Origin of the sequence: Sphingobacterium suaedae (assembly GCF_042684625.1) — a bacterium.
GTDB lineage: Bacteria > Bacteroidota > Bacteroidia > Sphingobacteriales > Sphingobacteriaceae > Sphingobacterium > Sphingobacterium suaedae.
The window spans coordinates 325,668-348,005 of record NZ_JBHULR010000021.1; the positions used below are offsets into that span (position 1 = coordinate 325,668).

General features: G+C 44.4%; 19 protein-coding genes. 7 read left to right on the forward strand and 12 right to left on the reverse strand.

The features are described 5' to 3' along the window. Positions 1-3: 3 nt before the first annotated feature. The 5 genes from ACFSR5_RS20700 to ACFSR5_RS20720 are packed head-to-tail and all read right to left on the reverse strand — an operon-like array spanning position 4 to position 4,636. Complete coding sequence (locus tag ACFSR5_RS20700) at positions 4-894, reverse strand: LpxL/LpxP family acyltransferase (RefSeq protein WP_380906485.1); 891 nt, start codon at positions 892-894, stop codon at positions 4-6. 9 nt (positions 895-903) lie between these two features. Then, on the reverse strand, positions 904-1,158 hold the full coding sequence (locus ACFSR5_RS20705) for an acyl carrier protein (protein ID WP_380906486.1): 255 nt from the start codon (positions 1,156-1,158) through the stop codon (positions 904-906). Further along, entirely contained in the window at positions 1,148-2,374 is a 1,227-nt protein-coding gene (locus ACFSR5_RS20710) for a beta-ketoacyl-[acyl-carrier-protein] synthase family protein (protein ID WP_380906487.1), read from the reverse strand. The genes ACFSR5_RS20705 and ACFSR5_RS20710 overlap by 11 nt, the downstream gene beginning before the upstream one ends. Positions 2,375-2,385: 11 nt before the next feature. Beyond that, the gene (gene fabG / locus ACFSR5_RS20715; RefSeq protein ID WP_380906488.1) at positions 2,386-3,117 is read right to left on the reverse strand and encodes a 3-oxoacyl-ACP reductase FabG; all 732 of its coding nucleotides are present in this window, start codon (positions 3,115-3,117) and stop codon (positions 2,386-2,388) included. Between the two features lies 1 nt (position 3,118). Next, the gene (locus ACFSR5_RS20720; RefSeq protein ID WP_380906489.1) at positions 3,119-4,636 is read right to left on the reverse strand and encodes an HAL/PAL/TAL family ammonia-lyase; all 1,518 of its coding nucleotides are present in this window, start codon (positions 4,634-4,636) and stop codon (positions 3,119-3,121) included. A gap of 123 nt (positions 4,637-4,759) precedes the next feature. Between ACFSR5_RS20720 and ACFSR5_RS20725 the strand changes: the two genes are divergently transcribed. Then, complete coding sequence (locus tag ACFSR5_RS20725; protein WP_380906490.1) at positions 4,760-6,016, forward strand: NAD(P)/FAD-dependent oxidoreductase; 1,257 nt, start codon at positions 4,760-4,762, stop codon at positions 6,014-6,016. Positions 6,017-6,150: 134 nt separating this feature from the next. Here ACFSR5_RS20725 and ACFSR5_RS20730 read toward each other — a convergent pair whose 3' ends face one another. Then, positions 6,151-7,002 carry a sugar phosphate isomerase/epimerase family protein gene (locus ACFSR5_RS20730; protein WP_380906491.1) on the reverse strand — a complete coding sequence of 284 codons (852 nt, stop codon included), beginning with the start codon at positions 7,000-7,002 and terminating at the stop codon, positions 6,151-6,153. 169 nt (positions 7,003-7,171) lie between these two features. Continuing rightward, positions 7,172-8,692, reverse strand: a complete 1,521-nt coding sequence (gene gltX, locus ACFSR5_RS20735) for a glutamate--tRNA ligase (RefSeq protein ID WP_380906492.1) — start codon at positions 8,690-8,692, stop codon at positions 7,172-7,174. Positions 8,693-8,787: 95 nt separating this feature from the next. On the opposite strand from gltX, the gene ACFSR5_RS20740 reads away from it, so the two are divergent. The 5 genes from ACFSR5_RS20740 (at position 8,788) to ACFSR5_RS20760 (ending at position 13,467) form a co-directional block, all read left to right on the forward strand. Beyond that, the gene (locus ACFSR5_RS20740; RefSeq protein WP_380906493.1) at positions 8,788-10,035 is read left to right on the forward strand and encodes a sensor histidine kinase; all 1,248 of its coding nucleotides are present in this window, start codon (positions 8,788-8,790) and stop codon (positions 10,033-10,035) included. Further along, entirely contained in the window at positions 10,016-10,558 is a 543-nt protein-coding gene (locus ACFSR5_RS20745) for a DinB family protein (RefSeq protein ID WP_380906494.1), read from the forward strand. The genes ACFSR5_RS20740 and ACFSR5_RS20745 overlap by 20 nt, the downstream gene beginning before the upstream one ends. After that, the gene (locus tag ACFSR5_RS20750; RefSeq protein ID WP_380906495.1) at positions 10,539-10,967 is read left to right on the forward strand and encodes a hotdog fold thioesterase; all 429 of its coding nucleotides are present in this window, start codon (positions 10,539-10,541) and stop codon (positions 10,965-10,967) included. Before ACFSR5_RS20745 ends, ACFSR5_RS20750 begins: the two co-directional genes overlap by 20 nt. Before the next feature lie 255 nt (positions 10,968-11,222). Further along, entirely contained in the window at positions 11,223-12,500 is a 1,278-nt protein-coding gene (locus ACFSR5_RS20755; RefSeq protein ID WP_380906496.1) for a sugar MFS transporter, read from the forward strand. Positions 12,501-12,621: 121 nt separating this feature from the next. After that, entirely contained in the window at positions 12,622-13,467 is an 846-nt protein-coding gene (locus ACFSR5_RS20760; protein WP_380906497.1) for a DUF2911 domain-containing protein, read from the forward strand. Between the two features lie 46 nt (positions 13,468-13,513). Here ACFSR5_RS20760 and ACFSR5_RS20765 read toward each other — a convergent pair whose 3' ends face one another. The 3 genes from ACFSR5_RS20765 to cdaA form a co-directional block, all read right to left on the reverse strand. Beyond that, positions 13,514-16,441, reverse strand: coding sequence for an FAD-binding and (Fe-S)-binding domain-containing protein (locus tag ACFSR5_RS20765; RefSeq protein WP_380906498.1), 2,928 nt, complete (start codon positions 16,439-16,441; stop codon positions 13,514-13,516). A gap of 18 nt (positions 16,442-16,459) precedes the next feature. After that, entirely contained in the window at positions 16,460-17,371 is a 912-nt protein-coding gene (locus ACFSR5_RS20770) for a DUF1338 domain-containing protein (protein ID WP_380906499.1), read from the reverse strand. Positions 17,372-17,481: 110 nt separating this feature from the next. After that, positions 17,482-18,276, reverse strand: coding sequence for a diadenylate cyclase CdaA (cdaA, locus tag ACFSR5_RS20775; RefSeq protein WP_380906500.1), 795 nt, complete (start codon positions 18,274-18,276; stop codon positions 17,482-17,484). A 250-nt stretch (positions 18,277-18,526) separates the two neighbouring features. Here cdaA and ACFSR5_RS20780 point away from each other — a divergent pair, with 250 nt between their 5' ends. After that, positions 18,527-19,246, forward strand: coding sequence for a pyridoxine 5'-phosphate synthase (locus ACFSR5_RS20780; RefSeq protein ID WP_380906501.1), 720 nt, complete (start codon positions 18,527-18,529; stop codon positions 19,244-19,246). A 104-nt stretch (positions 19,247-19,350) separates the two neighbouring features. On the opposite strand, the gene lepB (ACFSR5_RS20785) is transcribed toward ACFSR5_RS20780, so the two are convergent. Together lepB (ACFSR5_RS20785) and lepB (ACFSR5_RS20790) are read right to left on the reverse strand one after the other, a co-directional pair. After that, on the reverse strand, positions 19,351-20,775 hold the full coding sequence (gene lepB, locus ACFSR5_RS20785; RefSeq protein WP_380906502.1) for a signal peptidase I: 1,425 nt from the start codon (positions 20,773-20,775) through the stop codon (positions 19,351-19,353). Positions 20,776-20,814: 39 nt separating this feature from the next. After that, on the reverse strand, positions 20,815-22,317 hold the full coding sequence (gene lepB, locus ACFSR5_RS20790) for a signal peptidase I (RefSeq protein ID WP_380906503.1): 1,503 nt from the start codon (positions 22,315-22,317) through the stop codon (positions 20,815-20,817). Positions 22,318-22,338 lie beyond the last annotated feature (21 nt).

A 22,338-nucleotide genomic window follows, 5' to 3' on the forward strand; every position in this document is an offset into this window, starting at 1 on the left:
GATTTATGTATTCTCCTTGCGTTTCCAAAAATCAAAAAAATTAAACCATTGTTCGGGATATTTCTTTAAAATCTTTTCGACACTTCTCGTATATGCCAAGAGGTATGACTGCGGATGCCTCCGTTTAACATCTTCTGCCCTTCTTGCGTACAGGTGATAATGTAATCCTGGCTCCTTCATAACATACACGAAGATCACAGGCACAGCGAGCCGGGAAGCGATATGAAATGGGCCGGCAGGAAAAACAGCGAGCTCATCCAATAGGGGAGCTTCCAGCGTTTTCGATCCCTCGAAATATCGGTCACCCGTAAAACAAATCAATTCATTATTGGAAAGTGCATCGTTGATCTCAAATACATGCGACATATCTTCTTTAATATAGATAAATTTTACGCTCGATTTTTCGGAGATCTGTTCGATGTATTCCTTAATAATGGTACGTTCTTGATCGACGGTAACAAGATTGATCTGGAAGTTGAGATCAATATCCGCAAAAAATTTTTCCGCAATCTCAAAATTCCCGACGTGCGCAGAGATTAAAATCCCCCCTTTTTCTGCGGCCAGCGCCTCTTGCAGATGTTCAATGCCATCAAATTCATACGTAAATCGGTTACGCAAACCCGCCGATATTGCAACCTTATCTATAATCGTTTGCCCAAATCGGAAGTATGTTTGGTAAACTTTCACAAATGAACGCCATACCGAGTTACCTTGTCGATGTCTTAAGTAATAATAAATACTGCGAAAGTTGGAAGGATAAAATAGGAAATAATACCCGGCTACAAAAATGAGCAGTCCGTAAGCCGAACGAATCCCCATTTTTTTAATCAAAAAGACAAATATCTTATAGCCAAGGAGTGTCCCTTTAGATTTTCCGTCCCATTGGCTCATCATTCATACGATTTAATTCTTTGCGGCAATCTTACGTTCGACCACGTCGTAAAAATCCTGAAACGTAACCATCCCTGCGAAATCTGCTTCCACGAGTTTTACACCAAAATTCGACTCGATGATGACGACCAAGTCGACGTAGTCCAAACTATCTAGGTCAAGTGATTCTTTCAAAGATGCCTCTGGACTGATAACCTCCTCATCTACTTCAAACTCCTCTACCAATATTTCGTTTATCTTTTGATATATGCTCACTTTATTCATCATTAAATTTCTTGACCACCAATGCGGAATTGGTTCCACCAAATCCGAAAGAATTAGACAAATATATATCAAATTCTTGTGTTATTGTGTGTGAAGCAAAATTTAATTCCTTAATATCATCATCTGGCTCTTCTAGGTTAATATTGGGAGCAATAAACCCGTGCTGCATCATCAGGGTGGAATATACGATTTCAGAAGCACCAGCCATCCAACACTCATGGCCTGTCATCGACTTCGTCGAGCTGACATAAGGCCTGTTTCCAAATACGTCTAAGATGGCCTTCGCTTCGTTGGCATCACCGATAGGTGTTGAAGTGGCATGTGCATTAATGTACGACACGTCTTGAGGACGAATATTTGCCTGATCTAGTGCGCGTCGCATCGCCTTTGCAGGGCCATCGATATTCGGAGTTGAAATATGTCCTCCATTTGACGAAAATCCATAGCCAAGCACTTCCGCTAAAATCGGTGCCCCTCGCTTTACGGCAGACTCGTAACTCTCTAGAATAACGGTTGCCGCTCCTCCACTAGGTACTAACCCTGTTCTGCGTTTATCGAATGGACGAGAGGCCAATATCGGATGTTCTATGTCCGTCGCAAACACACCTAGCCCATCAAAGCTTGCCATAGCATACGGATTGATCTCTTGCGCTCCGCCGCAGATGATCAAGTCTTGTAACCCTTGCTGAATAAACATAAAACCTAGACCTATCGCATGTGAACCACTTGCACACGCAGCGCTAATTGTCATGTTTACGCCGGATAAACCAAATATCGTCGCCAAATTCATCGTTACGGTAGAATTCATGGACTTAAAAATCGCCCCGGAACCGATTAATTGTGTATCCTTTTTCTCCCTTGCTATATCGGTCGCATCGATGACCGCTTTTGAGACACTATCATTGCCATAGAGAATTCCGACTTCTCGGCGCAAGATTTGTTCTTCACTTAAATGCGCTTGTGCCAATGCCTCCACGGTAGCCAGATACGCATATTCGGATTCTTCCCCCATGCTGATGCGCTGGCGACGGCTCAGAATTTTCTTTAAGTCGGGTGTGGGTACCATACCGGTAAGAGGAGATTTAAATCCGAAATGCATGCGCTCTTCATCCACCACAATCCCAGATCTCCCCTCGAATAAGGATTTCCGAACCTCCTCTAGATTTGTGCCTATGCACGAATAGATGCCCATTCCTGTGATTACAACCCGCTTACTCATTCCTCTTCCTCCTACGAATAGATTCCGCCATTTACATTGATCACTTCCCCCGTGATATATCCCGATTTTTGGGACGCTAGAAAACAGACGAGGTCTGCCACCTCGTCGGCTTCGCCGAAACGGTTTGCTGGAATAAGCTTAGCCAATTCCTTTTCATCCATTTGTTCGGTCATTTCGGTGCGTATAAACCCTGGAGCCACGGCATTTACAGTGATGTTACGTTTAGCTACTTCCAAAGCCAAGGCCTTTGTAGCGCCCACAACACCCGCTTTTGCGGCCGAATAATTAACCTGGCCCGCAGTCCCTTTCATTCCAGAGACCGACACGATGTTAATAATACGTCCGTAACGTTGCCGTAATAATTTTTGAATAAAGAAATTGGTGACGTTGTAAAATCCATTTAATGACACCTGTAGCACGGTAGACCAATCTTCGGCAGACATCCACATAAATAACCCGTCCTTTGCTACTCCGGCGTTATTCACAATGACTTCCACAATAGCCTCGGCGTTGGCATCACTCCATCGCTCCAGTGCAGCACGCACATCGCCACCCTCGCGCACATCAAAACGGAGAATCTCCGCTGTTCCTCCTGCTTCCTGCACGAGGGATTGCGTTTCCCGAGCCGCCTCCTCGTTTCCCTGATAATTGATCAGTATATGATAACCGAGCTCTACAGCCAGCTTTTGACAAATAGCGCGACCGATACCCCTGGAACCTCCTGTTACTAATGCACACTTCATATTAACTCATCAAATATTCTTTAACCTTTTGTATCGCAGGATAAAGAGGGTTATCATCTGAAAAAGCCGGCACCATCCGACGAATTTCGTCGTAGACCGCTTTTGTCTTTGAAGATACAAAATTTTGACAATTTAAAATATCGATGGCCTGACTAATCGAAATCATTTGTATAGCCAATACTTCAAAAGCATTCGTCATGACTTTGTGCGCGAGAACTGCAGCATTTGTTCCCATACTGACAATATCTTGGTTATCGTTATTATTCGGAATACTGTGGATGTACATCGATGTGGACAAGGTTTGACTTTCTGCTGTGGTGGAGGTCGCTGTGAATTGTGCCCCTTGCATTCCGAAGTTAAATCCGAGTTTACCCATATTCACAAAGGGCGGTAGAATCTCGTTGATCTTGGTATTCATCAAATAATTCAGCTGACGCTCGGAAAGCATGGTCAGTCGAGTGATGGCTAATTTTAGCTTATCCATTTCCAACGAAATATAGTCGCCATGAAAATTTCCTCCGTGGTATACGTTTTTATCTTCCACAGAGATGATCGGATTGTCACTAACAGAGTTCAGTTCATCCTCTAACACCCGGCCTACTTGCTCGATCGTTTCTAACACCGGTCCCAAAATTTGTGGGACACATCGCAACGAATAATATTCTTGGACCTTATCTTTAAAGATCTCCTCCTGATTATTGCCGGAGTACAAATCCTCTTCGCGTTTTTTAATCAATGCGCTATCCTGCAAATGCGCGCGCATACGCTCTGCAATTTCCTGTTGTCCTTGGTGCAATTTTACGGCATTCAGCGTTTCGGAGTAATGATCATCATGCGCCTTAACGACTTCATTCATCGTACATGATAGCCAAACAGACCAATCTAGAAGCTTTTGCGCATAAAAATAATTAACCAAACCAATGCCGGTCATGACAGAAGTCCCGTTGATGAGCGAGAGTCCTTCCCGCACAACTACCTCAATAGGCTGTAGCCGTTGTTCTTCGAAAACGTCTTTCGTCGGACGGCGCACGCCCTCAAAAAGAACCTCTCCCTCACCAATCAAAACCAAAGCCAAGTGCGCCAGCTGCACTAGATCTCCGCTTGCGCCGACCCCACCATGCGCGAATATAACAGGTGTAATATCCCGATTAATTAACTCGCGTAACAATTCAACGACGCTCCTGTGTATACCGCTTTTTCCTTTAGAAATATTGCTCAAGCGTGTTAACATCGCAGCCTTCACTTGAATGGCCGATAGAAGATCACCAGTACCAGCGGCGTGGCTGCGAATTAGGTTGTATTGGAGTTGATGCGTATCCTCATCGCGGATCCGATATTGTGCCATAGGGCCAAATCCGGTGTTTACACCGTAAATGACTTTATTCTCAGCGAACTCTTTTAAAAACGAATGACTTCCTTCCACCGTAGCCATTACCTCCGGCTCGATTTGGAGCTCTTGCTTATTAAAGATGATCTCATAAAACTGAGACAATGTTAATTTCTTATGTACTGAAATCATTTATTATGGTATTCTTCTCTAATTTTAGATTAACAACAAAAAAGCAGAAATTTAACCCTTACCTTTGTGTCATAATTTTTAATACCGCAAAAGTAATATATTTTAATATCAATTCGTTGCTACATGAATATTGAGGAAGTAGATATTTTGATTATCGGCGCCGGACCTTCTGGTTGTGTGGCCGCAGGATACCTCCAGCAGAAGGATATACGCATTAAGGTGATAGAAAAATCGAAGTTTCCACGTCTTGTTGTTGGTGAAAGCCTCATTCCACGCGTTATGGATCATTTTGAAGAAGCAGGCCTTCTTCCTGCCCTTGACGCGCAAAATTTCGAAAAGAAACTAGGCGCGCGTTTTATTCGGGGAGAGGTGATCAGCATCTTCGACTTCAGTAACAAATTTGGTGAGGGATGGGACTGGACATGGCAGATTCCCCGGGCAGATTTTGATCATGTAATGACGCAAGAGCTACAGCGTAAAGGCGTAGACATTGCCTTTGAGACAGCGCTGATCGATATTACTTTTGAAGGCTCTGATTCAATATCGACGATCGTTGATAAACATGGTCAACTATCCCAGATACATGCACGCTTTGTAATTGATGCCAGCGGTTACGGCCGCGTATTACCTCGTTTACTGCATTTGGAAAAACCCTCACGGCTGAACCCACATTCAGCCATCTTTTCGCATGTGAAGGATATTAACAGGCCTTCTGGAAGCGAGGCAACCCAAATTTCATTTGATGTACTGGATACGGAGGTCTGGCTATGGGTCATCCCGTTTTCCAATGGGCTAACAAGCCTCGGAATTGTCGCAGACACCGAATTTATCGAACAACTTCAAGGAGACGGCGGAACTGCGGATGCGCTAAAAAAAGCCATTCAACTATCCGACTTCTACGTCAAACGTTTCGCCAACACCACGTTTGAATTTGAACCTATACACTTAAAAAACTACTCAGCAGCTGTAACCAAGATGTTTGGCGAGGGCTTTGCCCTAACCGGTAATAGTTCGGAATTTCTAGATCCCGTATTTTCGTCTGGAGTTTGCTTTGCTACCGAATCCGGCATTTTGGCTGCAAAATTAGCCTATCGTCAACTAATGGGAGAGCAGGTGGACTGGCAAGTAGAATTTACGGATTATATGCAGCGCGGGATTGACGTATTTACCACTTACGTCGAAGAGTGGTATACGGGCAATTTACAGACTTTATTCTTCCACCGTCCAGAAAATCCCGATGTGAAGCGAAAGATCTGTGCCGTACTGGCGGGCTACGTATGGAACGAAGAAAATCCCTTCGTGAAGAAACACGATCGCGTAATCCGAACGATGGCGTATATGCTGGAAAACAATCAAACATTCTCGAACGACAGTTTTTAAGTCCTTTACGCGCGACGCACGTGCGCATGGAATCACAGGCGAACGGCAAAAAGAGGATTTGGATCGTCGGTTTCTATGCGGAGTAGAAAATTCATCCAAATCCCCTTCTCGAAACATGCTGGGACAATGTGCGCTCACTCCTTCAACAATTCCCTAAAGTTTGCCACACTCGTTCTTACATCGTCTTTATTGTTCTCCCAATTGTATTCATATTCGGCAGACAACATGCCGCTAAACTTTTGTCTTTTCAACTCCGCAACAACCTCACGGATAGGCAATTTACCGGTACCCCAATGCACATCATGGGCTTTCTTGTCGCCAAATCCGTTCAGATCTTTAAAGTGCGAATGGATAATATGACCCTCTAGTTTTTTCAGGCAAGCAACCGGATCTAAACCAGAACGCATCCAATGCCCCACATCAACGGCTGCCCCCATTTTGGCACTCCTTCCTTTCAGCGCGTCAAGAACGACCTCAGGATCCCAGTAATGAGAGGGATTCGGATGATTATGTATGGCGGCTCTTACGTTATATTTTTCACAAAGCGCAGACACGATGTCCAGATGCTCCTCTCTTGGTTCGCAAGTAATCACTTGGATGCCCATTTCCTTTGCGAATGCAAAAATCTGTTCCCATTCTGCCGCATCTTTACCGCCGGTCACGCCAAAGGCATACAACGTCATACCTTTTTCTTTAACCAATTTCTTAACTAAGGCTTTGCCTTCCGAAGACAAGGTATAATTAAATTTTTCGGAATTCCCCGCTCCCACCGTCTGACCTGGAAAGGCTTCCACATAGCGCAAGCCACAACTGTCTATTTTATCTAGCGCTTCCGCTAATGTAAACAGCCGAAAGGTATAGGACTGAGCACCTAATTTCCAATTTAATGCTTCTTCCGGACGGGACACCGTCTGCTTAGAAGCCCCACAGGAACTTACTAAAAGACTAAACAGCAGTGCCAACACATAAAAGGTTGATTTTTTCATGATCATCATAAGGTTTAGGATTCTAAAATAAACAAAAAAAGGCAAATCGTCTGCAACAAGCTTCCTTTTTTATGGACAGTTTATGGGGGCAATGGATAATAAAAACTTTCATGCCTGTTTGTAATCACAAAGGAAGCATGAAAGTTTTATCTGTACGTTGAGGATACGGTTATGCGAAATGAGGCAATGCTTTCCGTATCCGCGCGATCGTTTCGGATTTGCCCAACAATTCCGCAATCTGAAATACGTCTGGCCCAAACTTACCGCCGACCAACATAATGCGCAAGGGCATCATCAGTTCGCCTACCTTCATGCCTGAGGCACTGATTTTATCTTTAAAGAAAGGTTCAATTTCCTGCGCATTCCAATTCGTTACATCCGAGAAGGCATCCGAAATTTCCTCAAAAAAACGTGTTTTCTCTGAGTTCCATTTGGGTCTTACAGCATCTGCATCGTATTCGGTTGGTGCTTGAAAAAAGAACGCCGCTTGAGACCAAAAATCTTCTACAAATGTCAGACGTTCCTTAACCAACGTCAATACGGCTTGGAGATATCTGTCGTCCGCAGTAATCACCTGATGTCCATCCAATATGTCGCGCACCTGCGGCAATAGGGCCGTATTTTCAGACCTTTTTATCCATTCGTGATTAAACCATTTTGCTTTTTCGAAATCAAATTTTGCTCCTGCTTTGCTGATTCGGTCCACGGAGAATTTGGACACCAGCTCCTCCATAGAAAACAGCTCTTGTTCCGTCCCATCATTCCAGCCCAAAACAGCCAACATGTTGACGAAAGCTTGCGGTAGGAAGCCCATTTCACGAAACCCCTTTGTCAAGTCGCCCGATTTAGGATCAATCCAGTTCATGGCATACACCGGAAAACCCAATCGATCGCCATCCCGCTTACTTAATTTTCCATTTCCATCGGGCTTTAAAATCAATGGCAGATGAGCCCATTGCGGCATCTCATTCTTCCAGCCCAAGTACTCCCACAATAAGATGTGCACTGGTGCCGAAGGAAGCCATTCTTCCCCGCGAAAGATATGAGAAATCTCCATAGCGCGATCGTCTACTACGACTGCAAGATGATACGTGGGCATACCATCTGCTTTTAATAGCACTTTATCGTCAACTAGGTTTGTTTCAAATGCGACGCGCCCACGAATCATATCCTCGAACGAAACGGTTTCATCCATGGGTATTTTTATACGAATGGTATGCGGTTGTCCCTCTGCTAACAGACGCGTTGTCTCTTCAACGGGCAGGCTAAGCGAATTACGCAACGTCATCCGATTTTCGTGTGAATATCTGAAATTTGGTTGATCCTTGCGTTGCGCGTCCAATTCCTCCGCTGTATCGAATGCATAATACGCGTATCCCGCATGTACCAATTGCTCCGCATATTGTCGATAGGAAGGTTTACGTTCGCTTTGTCGATAAGGCCCAAATGCACCCGGTTTCGCCGGACTTTCATCGGGGATTATCCCACACCAACCCAAACAGTCTGTTATATATTCCTCAGCGCCGGGCACAAAGCGGGTTTGATCTGTATCTTCAACCCTTAAAATAAAATCACCCCCATGTTGGCGAGCGAATAAATAATTGAATAATGCCGTACGTACACCTCCAAGGTGCAAACCACCGGTTGGACTTGGTGCAAAACGAACTCTAACTTTTCCTTTCGAACTCATAGCCACAAAATTAAACATTTATCCCGTAAACGGGTCATCCTGCACATGATATTCCACTCTTCAGGATTGCCAAAAATTACCTATTTTGCGGCAGCATGGCGAACAAGGACAAACTCTATCAATATAATACCCAACAACGTTGGAAAGTATTTCTCTTCCTTTTCGCGGCACTCATTGCCGCAGCCTCGCTATTTTATACCGATTATTTAGTCAAGAGCCTTTCTAAATCAGAGCGAACAAAAGCGGAAGTTTGGGCAATGAGTACCCGGAGTATTGTTACAATGCCCGACGTCGATGACCAATTTATTAGTTTTGTCTACGCCGTCCGTGACAGTTTATCCATCCCTGCGATTATTACCGACGAAAAGAACAACATTATTTTCTGGCGTGATTTGGATCCGAACAAAACAAATATCAAAGAACATCTAGAAACCGACACCGTCAATAAGCAGCTCACGTACGATCCAGTCTACTTCGAAAAGCAGTTGGCAACCATGAAGCGTAATCATGCACCGATCGCTCTACACCTTGATACCGGCGAGAAATGGTCGGTTTATTATAGGGACTCGAACGCCCTACGACAGCTACGTATCTTTCCTTATCTGCAATTGTCGCTAATTGCCCTCTTTCTGATCATCGCCTATACAGTATTCAACTCGATAAAAAAATCAGAACAAAACTTAGTTTGGGTCGGGATGGCGAAAGAAGCAGCCCATCAACTGGGCACCCCAATTTCGTCACTGATGGGTTGGCTTGAGCTGGTACGTACCAAATTTGATGCCGAAAACGATAGCATCCTGCATGAGATGGAACGGGACGTAAAGCGCCTCGAAATCGTTGCTGACCGGTTTTCCAAAATTGGCTCCACTCCCACATTGACCAATCATGTTGTCTATCAAGTGATACAAGATTTTGTACAGTATTTTCGCATTCGGACAAGCGAAAAAATCACTTTTGAGATTATGGGCGATAAAAGTGTTGAAGCAAAACTCAACGTGCAACTGTTCGACTGGATTATCGAAAACTTATTGAAAAACGCGGTAAATGCGATCGAATCTGAAGGAAAAATAACCATCAACATTGTGGATAACATTGCAAAAGAGGAAATTTTTATAGACATTAGTGACACAGGAAACGGAATTCCAAAATCAAATTTTGATACGATCTTTCAACCTGGTTTTACCACACGAAAAAGAGGATGGGGCTTAGGATTAAGTTTGACAAAGCGTATGGTAGACTATCATCAAGGGCAAATATTTGTGAAAGAATCGGAGATCGGAAAAGGTACAACATTTAGAATAATACTTAAAAGCAATTTACGATATGAACCCACTCAAGTCTGATGAATACCCAGCGATCTACAGTGACTATATAGAGAATGTAGTTGGTCCTGTCATGGAAGAGCTTAACGAGCAGTTGCTCACCTTCCCCGAATTTATCCGTAGCATCCCGGACAGTATGGGCGACTTTGCATATGCTGAGGACAAGTGGACCATCAAGGAGGTTTTATGCCATATCTTGGATACCGAGCGTGTCATGACTTATAGAGCATTACGTTTTGCACGAAACGATATGACTGAATTGGCTCCTTTTGAACAAGATGAGTTTGTACAGAATGCCCGGCACAACGAACGTTCTTTCGAGAGTATCATCGAAGAATTTGCGCATTTGCGCAAAGGAAATCTAATCCTGTTCGATACGTTTAACGAAACAGAGTTGATGCGCAAAGGCATGGCCTCAGGCAGGTTGGTAACGGTAAAAGCTTTTTTGTATGTGATCGCCGGACACCTTACCCACCATCGGATCATCCTGAAAGAACGTTACCTCAATAATGAAAATGTCGGGCATGTCGAAAATCTGGTTTAAAACGTATACGCTCGAAGAGATCAATCACATTTTCAGGAAATATATGACGGGATTTCTGGAAATCAAGGCGACCAACATAACGGAAGACTCGCTAATCGCTGCCATGCCCATTTCAGACAGGGTTCGGCAACCCTTTGGTATTCTTCACGGTGGAGCCTCCGTTGTTCTTGCCGAATCCGTCGGTAGCGTCGCTTCCAATTTAATTGTGGACTCCAATGCTTACGCTGGCGTTGGCATGGAAATCAATGCCAACCACCTGAAATCTATTTCAGCAGGAATTGTTTACGCACACTGCTCACCGCTGCATATCGGAAAAAAAAGCCACGTGTGGGATATCAAAATCAAAGACGACTCGGACGCCTTGGTTTGCGTTTCCCGGCTTACAGTGGCTATTGTAGAAAAAAAATAAAATTAAAAAAACAATCTAAGGTCTTCGTTGTATTATATATACACACCATTAATTGGTTTTATGATACGGTTTAGGTTTTAGAGAGGCTTCGCCCAACGGAGTCTCTCTAACTTTTTTACAAACACGCAACCGTTTGTGTACGCTTTTCCTTTTCAGAATGTCAATATATTTTATTAGTCTTGTATATGTAACGCTAGGATATTATATCCTAAACGGTATCTAATAACACATAGACTAACAAATTAAAAAAACACAATGAGTTCAACATCTTCCGGGAAAACAGAATTTCGCCCGATGGCCATTTGCTGTGCCCTATTTTTTATTCTCGGTTTCATCACCTGGGCCAATGGTACGTTAATCCCATTTTTAAAAATCGCGTGTAATCTAGAAACGGATTTACAAGCGTTTTTTGTGACTTTTGCGTCCTATATCGCTTACTTTTTTCTGGCTATTCCAAGTTCCTGGATCCTAAAAAAAATTGGATTCCAAAATGGTCTAGTCGTTAGCTTGTTGATCCTAGGGTTAGGTTCATTGATATTCATTCCCGCTGCAGATAATCGCAGCTATGGGCTTTTCCTCGCCGGAATCTTTGTGCAAGGGTCAGGCATGGCGCTCCTACAAACTGCCGTAAACCCCTATTTAAGTATTATTGGGCCTATCGATAGCGCAGCACAGCGTATATCCATTGCCGGTTTTTTCAATAAAACGGCGGGTATCATTGTTCCTATACTTTTTGGCACCTTATTTCTCAAAGATGCTGAAAAAGTTACGGCTCAATTAGAATCAGCCGTAGATATGGCAGAAAAAAACGCTATCCTAGATGGTCTGATCGCACGTGTGCATACGCCCTACATCGCGTTAGCCATTATTTTCGTCGCATTTGCTATATTCCTCAAATTCACGAGACTTCCTGAAGTCGATGTAGATGCAGAAGAAGAAATCGACCCTGCTGCACAAGTGACGAGAAAAAACAGTGTCTTTCAGTTTCCACATCTATTTTTAGGTTCCTTGGCTATTTTCTTTTGCGTAGCAGTTGAAGTCATGGCGGGCGATATTATCGGTGTTTATGGGCGCGAACTTAATGTTGATCCGTTTTTCGTAACGTACGCAACAGCGTTCACGTTACTTTGCATGCTTATTGGTTATATTATTGGTATAGTTGCGATTCCCAAATTCGTTTCTCAGCAATTTGCTTTGCGCATCTGCACCATCGTAGGTATTCTGTTCACCGCAATCTCTGTATTCACAACTGGCACCCTATCGTTTATTTTCGTCGCTCTATTAGGAATAGCCAATTCCCTGATGTGGCCAGCGATATTTCCGCTTGGGATAAAGGGATTGGGTAGATTTACGAAAACGGGATCGGCTATTATGATTATGGGTATTGCCGGAGGAGCGATTTGGCCGTTAGTATATGGGTTTCTAAAAGACAGCTTACATATTGACTTTCAACACGCCTTCCTGTATGCCATGATCCCGGCCTATTTATATATCTTATTCTTTGCCGTAAAAGGACACAAAGCCGGCAAATAACTTTCAGGCACTTACCGAACAGCGCCGTTTTTCTCAGAAAAGAAACGGCGCTGTTATTTTTAACCTATCTTCCATCCATCTTTGTTAACATCTTAGTATCTTTAATTCAAAATACACATTTATGAAAAAAAGATTTTTAACCTTTCTTCTTACGGGCATGTTCGTTGCGGGCCTGGTAAACGTCCATGCGCAGGTGAAACTTCCGCCAGCCAGTAGTACATCCAAAATTGAACAAGGGATAGGCATCAAAAAAGTCACCCTAGTGTATCAACGTCCGAACGTTAATGATCGCGTCATCTTTGGTGGTCTAGAGCCCTTAGATAAGGTTTGGCGCACCGGCGCGAACAACATTCCCAATATTACCTTTGAAGAAGAAGTCACCATTGCAGGCAATAAAGTTCCAGCGGGTACATACGGTATCCTGAGTATTCCGACCCAAGGCGACTGGACGATTATCTTAAGCAAAAATCCGAATCAATGGGGAGCTTATCAGTACAAGCAAGAGGAAGATTTTGTTCGCTTTACCGCCAAGGCACACGCCTTAAACGAAAAAGTAGAAACGTTTACCATGGCTTTTGAGAATGTAAAACCGACAGGAGCAGATGTGACACTGGCTTGGGAAAACACGAAAGTGTCCTTTCCTATTGCCGTTGATCAGTCCAAAGAAATCATGGCATCGATCGACGAAGCGATGAAAGGCGAGAAAAAGCCCTATTTTCAAGCTGCGCAATATTATTACAACAACAATCTAGATATCAACCAAGCATTGACTTGGGCCAATGAAGCAGATAAAGGCAATGCCAAAGCGCCCCACATTAAATATTGGAAAGCAAAGATCCAATTGAAAGCCGGAGATAAAGCGGGAGCTGTAAAAACCGCGACGGAAGGTATCGAGATGGCCAAAGCTGCCGGAAACGAAGAGTACGTCAAACTCAATACACAGGTGATCGAACAGTCGAAAAAATAAATTACGAAAGCTAATAGCTCGAGTAGCTATTAGCTTTTCGATTAGATTACTGCCGGTTTAGCAAAGCGGCGTACAAAATCTCCACTGGATGGACGGCCAGTTCGCGAACGCCTTCCTTGATCTGATGACGGCAAGAAGTTCCAGAAGCTACGACGATCTCCTGTGGCTTTTTCTTGCGGATATACGGAAACAAAACCAAATTGCCGATAGCTTGCGAAAGGGCATAATGCTCTTTTTCATAGCCGAACGATCCTGCCATGCCACAACATCCCGAGGGAATGACATGTACCGTACGCCCCGGCAGAAATCGTAGAACAAAAGCGAGGCCATCCTGTAGGCCCCAAGCCTTTTGCTGACAATGTGTGTGTAGAGCTATTTCCATTTCTTCATGAGCAAACAAATCGGGCGTAATTTTACCGGCAAGAATCTCCTTATACAGAAACTCTTCTATGGTAAACGCTTGTGACGCGATCGTCTCCGCGGCCGGAATGAGCGCTTCATCCACAAGGTCGACATATTCGTCCCGGAAACTCAGGATCGCAGAGGGCTCCACACCTACAAGGGCGATCGCAGTCCCTATCAGTGGTGCGAATGCGTGCACCTGCTTATTAGCAATTTTTTTAGCCTCCCGAAGCAAGCCTTTAGAAATAAGGGCACGTCCACTGCTCGGGTGATTAACCATGCCCACCGAATATCCTAATCCTTCCAATAGAAGAATAGCTTTTTTTCCGATTTCTACATCATTGTAATTCGTGAACTCATCGAAAAAGAAATAAACAATCCCACGATCCTCCCGGAGTGGCGTTCGTCTCCGCTTTTTAAACCAGCTCCGCAACGATTGCCGCGCTATTTTCGGTAAAGCTCTCTCTTGGGCGAATCCAAGCATATGTTTTAATGCCTGTCCCAAGATTCGGTGCTCAACGACCCAGTTGTAAATAAGCGAGAATGGTGAAGCGAGTTTCGTCAGCTGATCCACATGAGCAATCATCCAACTTCGAACAGGAACACCATTTGCGTCATGATAGGCCTGCAAAAAATCAGCCTTCAGCTTAGCCATATCCACACTGGATGGACACTCGGATTTACACCCTTTACAGCTTAAGCATAAATCCAATACATCTTTAATTTCTCGGTGATCGAAGGGATTTTCCTTGGTGGACGTCGACAAAATCTCCCGAAGTATGTTGGCGCGCGCACGGGTTGTGTCTTGTTCATTCCGGGTGGCCATATAAGAAGGGCACATGGTGCCTCCGGATAAGGCCGTTTTCCGGCAGTCTCCAGACCCATTGCATTGCTCAACATGTTGCAAAATATGCTGACCGCCATAACGAAAAACGCTCGGAACAGGTCTACTTTGACCCTCAGCCTGATCGTAGCGTAAAAACGAGTCCATGGCGGGTGTATCGACAATTTTGCCGGGATTGAATATATGATTCGGATCCCAAACATTTTTGATATCCTGCAGCATTTTGTAATTGTTCTCTCCGATCATCGACGCTATAAACTCACCTCGCAAACGGCCATCGCCATGTTCTCCGCTCAAGGAGCCCTGGTATCTCTTGACAAGCTTGGCTATTTCTGTCGCCACTAACCGAAACTGAGCCTTGCCTTCAGCTGTTTTCAAATTTAGAATCGGCCGTAAATGAAGTTCTCCAGTCGCCGCATGCGCATAATGCACAGAATAGAGTCCATAACGTGTCAGAATCTCATTAAACTCTCGAATGTATGCGGGAAGATCTTCCACGGCAACGGCCGTATCCTCAATCACTGCCACGGGTTTTGCATCACCTGGTGTGTTACTCAATAGTCCTAAACCTGCTTTACGCAAGTCCCAGACTTTTTTTTTATCCTCGCCAAGCACTAAGGGAAAATGATATCCCAAACCGAGCTCACGCAATTCGGCTTCCACCACACGCACCTTTTCCACAATTTCGTCTACATCAGCACCGGCATACTCCACCACCAAGATGGCCGCAGGTTCGCCTTCGACAAAGAAACGATTCTTGCTTTGTGCTAAGTTGCTTTTTGTACACGTGAGGATATAATGATCCATAAGCTCGGAAACCATAGGCTCATGCTTTAGTGCAATCAGGTTTCCTTGCAGGGCATCTTCCAAACTAGCAAAATGTATACAAAGCAAGCCGGATGGATTTTTTGGCAGATCCACGACTTTTAGCGTAATTGATGTAATAAACGCTAACGTTCCTTCGGAGCCGCATAACAGTTTACAGAAATTAAACGGATCCCCACCAGCCGTAAACGGATCCGTATCCAGCAACAGATCGATGGCATACCCTGTATTTCGTCGTTTGATAGTAGACTTTGGAAATTCTTTCCGGATTTCCTGTTGATTGGAAAAATTGCTTAATAAACTTCGAATATGCTTATAAATCGCTCCCTCCAACGTGGGCAAAGCACATTTTTCACAGAACTCTTCGAAAGACAGCGCAGTAAACGTTACCAACGATCCATCACTCAACAAGGCTTCTATAGCCAACGTATGCTCTCTCGTGCTTTTGTAAATAAGGGAATTCGAGCCGCAAGAGTTGTTACCGACCATGCCTCCGATCATCGCGCGATTTGCGGTGGAGGTTTCCGGACCAAAATACAATTGATATGGCTTTAAATACATATTCAATTCGTCTCGGATGACCCCTGGTTGCACGGTAATCCATTTCTGTTCGCTATGAAATTCAATAATCTGGTTAAAATGTTTCGAGAGGTCGACGACAATCCCGCCCCCCACCACCTGCCCTGCTAAGGACGTCCCCGCTGTTCGCGGAATCAACGAACTCCCATGCGCAGAGGCGAACATAATTAGGGCGCGAAGGTCATCCACGTCCTTGGGAATAGCGACCGCTAAAGGCATTTCACGGTAGGCTGATGCGTCTGTCGCATACATGATCAGCGTCTTTTTATCCCAACGCAACTCTCCCTTTAACGATGCTCGAAGCGCGTGAAGTTTCTCCTCCATGGCTATTGTTTGCCGACGTTAGCGTTCTTTTTTAATCTGTGTCGTATACGTACTTTCAAAGATCTTGTCCGCATTATTCGTTTCAAAACCATCACGACGGTGCTCCGGTTTAAGCAGATTCCGAGGTATATTCCTGAAAGCGGGCAGCGGACTTCGTTCCGCAAACTCCACATAACTCCCAGCTATGGGTAATAGTTGACCATCCGCGAATAAAGCATCATACAATGCCGACACCGTGCTGCTTTGTCGCAATAACCCATCATCACTGGTTTTTATTTTACCGCCGGCCGTGTTCAGTTGTATACCAATACCTTCCAGAAATGCATTAAATTCCTCCAGCGTATTATAACCATCAGGAAGTTCATGAATACTGATCGTATAATGATTCAGGTAATATCTATTGTAAATTACCCAAGCCGCATACTCACTTTCTTGCAACAATGTTTTGTATTCTAAGGATGTTGGTAGATCCCATAGTGGTTTTTGCAGGAATTCAGCCACTTCTTGCCCGTTTGTCAAATCCAATTGCTCCACGGGGTCGGTGACGATCTTCTCCGTATACTTTTTGATGATGCGTTGAGACTCCTCTCCAAGTGCCGGAACAATTAATTCAGAAACAAATATTCTCGGATATACCGAAGAGGGGGGAGCATACCAATAGGCATTCAGTTTTTTCCCCTCGAAGTAGTAATAATCCCGCTTGGTATATCCGAAAGCCCTAAATATTTTTTCGAATGAGGATATTCCTAAATGAGGCACCCCCAATGTACGAAAGGCAATATGATCATTGACAATATCTGCTTGGGATTGGATGACGCCTTTTCGCAAAAGCGCTTCCGTTATGGTGGAAACGTCCGCTACGTGCGAACGATAATGTTCAAACAGGTCGTTTAATACAATATCCAGTGGTTTTTGCTCGTTAAAGTGCATAACGCGAATTTGAGGTTTATCTCCTATAAATCTACACAATCATTCAGAAAAACAAAATAAAAAATAAACAATATACGCACCTGATGGGACGATATAGAATATTCGCCATGCTACAACTCTTCTTTTAGAATTTTATCCAGTTCTTCCGGACTTAGGTTCATGTTGATATTTCCATCCTTGGCTAAAGAAATTTCTCCCGTTTCTTCGGATACGATCACGGCAATTGCCTCAGAAACTTCAGTCACACCGATAGCCGCACGATGCCGCAATCCGAATTGAGGGGGCAGATCTTCGCTGTCCGATATGGGAAGGACACTGCTTGCCGTCATAATCCGGAAATCAACAATAACCACTGCCCCGTCGTGCAGCGGGCTATTCTTAAAAAAGATGCTTTCCAGCAACCGTTTCGAGACCGGAGCGTCAATGTATTCCCCGCTTGATTGGTAATACTCTTCGTCAAAATATCGCGAGAAAACCAATAAGGCGCCCGTTCTGGATTTAGACATACTCCGGCACGCGTCGATAATCGGTTTCAGTTGCTCTCCATGATCCACCTGCGCAGTCTTCTTGGTGCCTATGAACGACCATAAGAATTTTTTACGTCGAAGGGATATATTTTTGCCAATATGGATCAAAAAGCGCCGGATCTCTTGCTGGAAAACCACGATCAACGCAATCGAACCAACCGATATAAACCCGCCGAATATCTCGGTGAGCAACCGCATTTCCATTTGCTTGACCACCAAATATATCCCGTAGAACAAGCCAACTCCTATGAGGATATTCACAGCAATCGTTCCCTTGATCAAGCTGTAGATATAATAGATGATAATTGCTACCAAAAAGATATCAATGACATCCAGTAGCCGAAAACCACTGAGTATATTTAGATCGAAATTCTCCATGTATCCTCTGCAATTTATGAAATTTTCATGAAGATTTTCGATCAACTTGTACGAACCACCTTTTTTATTTGACGGGATAACAACACGGGTCTCTCCAAGAGAATAACGAGCACATGCACGCACATTCTCCAACTTTCATTCGTCCGAAGTGCGATGAATTAAATACATTTGTACAAGTACCCGGGGTATTGTCTCGAAGACAGCAGACAAACGAGGTGTCGTTATCAACACCAGCAGTTAAAAAAACAACATGACGAAGCTATCGGTTAACATTAACAAAATCGCAACCTTAAGGAATTCAAGAGGAGGTAACGTCCCTAATGTCGTAGCGGCGGCGTTATCCTGCGAACGTTTTGGGGCTCAAGGAATTACTGTACATCCACGTCCAGACGAACGCCATATTCGCTACCAAGATGTATACGATCTGAAGGCGGAGATTTCCACGGAGTTTAACATAGAAGGAAATTGTCAAGAACAAAAATTCATTGATCTGGTTATCACCAACAGACCTACACAAGTGACGTTAGTTCCCGATGAACGTAACCAAATGACGTCGAACCACGGATGGGACACCATAAAACATAGGGAATATTTGCGCGATATGGTCAAGTTATTTCAGGATGCAGGTATCCGCGTATCGATTTTTGTCGATCCAATCGAAGAAATGGTAGAAGCCGCGGCAGAAACGGGTACCGACCGGATCGAGCTCTATACGGAAGCCTACGCTGCAGCATTCGGGTATGACGATGCTGCGGCCATTGCCCCTTATTTTAAAGCCGCTAAAAAAGCACAACAGGTCGGACTCGGCCTCAATGCAGGCCATGATTTAGATTTGAACAATCTGGCCTATTTTAATCAACATATCCCCGACTTACTGGAGGTGAGCATTGGCCACGCTTTGGTGGCAGATGCATTGTATCTAGGCCTTGAAGAAACCATTAAACGGTATCTAGCAGCGCTGAAGGCATAGCCAAATAAGCGGCTTCCGAGGACATGTTTCGGCGATCAGCATCGTCCTCGGACATACGTTCGAACAGCCTTCGTATATTCGCCCTGATGTAAACAATAACTTAATTAGTGAATCGCTTTAAAAATCCGGTTCCATCTTATTTTGGAAAGAAAACGTCCATGTTCATCATAACTCATCCACGTGAACAATGCCTTTCCAACAATATGGTCTTCGGGTACAAATCCAAACTCCCGAGAATCTGCCGAGTTGTCCCGATTGTCTCCCATCATCCAATAATAGTTCATTTTCACCGTGTACGTCGATGTTTTTTGCCCATTGATATAAATGCCTTCCGGCCTTGCGGTCAGCTTATTTCCCTCATAAACAGTGATCAGACGAGTATATATTGGTAGCGTTTCCGCCGATAACTGTACAACATCTCCTTGTTTTGGAACACTTAGAGGTCCGAAATCGTGGTACGTCCACTTCCTTTTTCCGTCATGCGGGAAAGCAGATGCCGTGTTTTGGTAAGGTATAATTGTCTTCACATTGGCCCATTTTCTAATCTCTTCCATCTCTTGGCGCGTAATATGCAGCAGATAGGGCTCTGTAATCGGAAGATCCGTTTGCGGATCCTTCGCATAATCAAACCGACGGTCAATCAAGCGCTGCTCATCAAGTCCAGCCCCATCCGTATAAACGAAATAAGCACGCTGTACATCATCGGAGGCATATCCAATGTGATTGTTCACCTGCAACTCGCCATCATGCATCTCTACAACATCTCCAGCAACGGCCACAACTCTTTTAATATAGTTTTCGCGTTTGTCAATTGGTCTGTTATAAGGAGTATCCGCCTCCATGGGATAATTGAAGACCACCACGTCATTTCTTTCGAGAGACTCAAACCCCGGCCAGCGTTGGTATGGAAACTGTATCCATTCCGAATACGCCTTGCCTCCCGTGATGGGCATGGTGTGGTGTGCAAATGGGAAGGCCAGCGGCGTCATTGGAATTCGAGGGCCATAATTTAGTTTGCTTACAAAAAGAAAGTCACCGATCAATAGCCTCCGTTCCATGGAGCCTGTCGGAATCATATACGCTTCGAGCAGAAAACCCCGAATCAGCGTTGCAGCAACCGTCGCAAAAATAAGCGCATCTGCCCATTCTCTCACGAACGACTTTTTGTACGGATATTTCTTATGGAATATAGCAGTATTCGATCGCCCCAAATACGTGACTTTTGGATCTCTACCCCAAAGCGGCAGAAAAATAAAGGGCAACAAAACTGCAACTGCCGTTTCCCAAAAGCGTCGTTTGCCAAAGCATCGGAGAAGATCAAGATAGAGACTATAGAAAATAAAGATGTTGACAATCGGTAGCAGGAGCAGGAACACCCACCACGCTGGTCTAGCTGTTAACCTTGTCGTCATATATGCGCCGTAGAAAGGAACAATGGCCTCCCAGCCCTGTTTGCCCGCCTTCTTAAACAACAACCCTAAGCCGTACAAAGAAGGAGCTGCCCATACCAAGACGACGATATACCACATAGTCAAAAATTCTGCGCTCTTTACCCGATCTAGAGCAAGCTATTTTATGCCTTTAAATATTCTATTCCAGCGGATTTTCGACAAGAAGGTTCCATCTTCGTCGTAGCTCATCCATGTAAATAACGCTTTTCCAACTATATGGTCTTCAGGAACAAATCCCCACGCACGGGAGTCTAACGAATTGTGCCGATTGTCTCCCATCATCCAATAATAATTCTGTTTGAAAGTATACATTTCCACTTTCTGCCCATTTACATAATACCCATCTGCTCTTTTCTCGAACGTGTTGCCTTCATAGTCTCGAATAGCACGTGCATACATCGGAGCAGACAGAGAATCCAATTTCACGGACCATCCCTTCGCAGGAATCGTAATTGGACCAAAGTTATCGAAATTCCATGTATAGTGTGTGTCATGTGGATACGTATCACCCGCGTTTTCTGTTTTATCTAGAACACCGACATCAACCGATTTCACGTTGCCCCATCCCCGCACGATTTCTGCTTCGTCCGCCGTCATAAACACCCGAAAAATATCAGGCTGATTGGTCGGATAATACTCGAGACGCAGATCCTTCATCCGTTCTGGATTGAGTCCCGATTGATCGGTATACACGTAATAATCCATTTGCATTTCCGGCGGAACAAAACCAGGTTGTCCATTCACAATCAGTTTAGCCCCTTCCATGGAGACCACGTCCCCCGGTAAGCCGACGCAACGCTTAATATAATTTTCTCTTTTGTCGATGGGGCGAGTAACTACTGTAAATTGGTTATGTACCGTTTCTTTTCCCATATAGCGCACCATATCCGCGTAAGTCTGGTCTTGGTGTTCCAACACGACCGTATCTCCTGCAGGAAAGTTGAATACCACCACATCGTTACGCTTTATCTCTTGAAAACCCGGCAAGCGTTTATACGGGAGCTGAATAAGCTCAGAATACGCTTTCCCCCCTGTGATGGGCATGGTATGATGTGCAAATGGAAATGCCAACGGCGTCATCGGAACGCGAGGGCCATAGTTCAACTTACTTACGAATAGAAAATCACCGATCAATAGGCTCCGCTCCATAGATCCCGTTGGAATCATGTAGGCCTCGATCAGGAAACCACGAATAAGAGACGCCGCTACCGTTGCAAAAATGATCGCATCAGCCCACTCTCTTGCCACTGTTTTTTTGTAAGGGTATTTTTTTCGGAATTCCTCGGTGTTTGACGGGCCTAGATACTTGACCTGAGGATCCCTTCCCCAAATCGGCAGATAAACAAAGGGAAGCAAAACAGCAACGGCCGTTTCCCAAAACCGTCTTTTGCCGAAACTCTTCAAAAAATCGAGATACAATCCATAGAAAATAAAAATATTAACGATGGGTACCAACAAAAGAATAACCCACCACGTTGGTCTAGCGGTCAGCTGCGCCATAATATATTCCCTATAAAACGGAACGATGGCCTCCCAGCCCTGCTTCCCCGCTTTTTTAAACAATAGCCATAGGCCGTACAAGGAAGCTATGGTGAGTACCGCAAAAATAATATACCACATGTTGTCAAGTAAAAAAGTAAA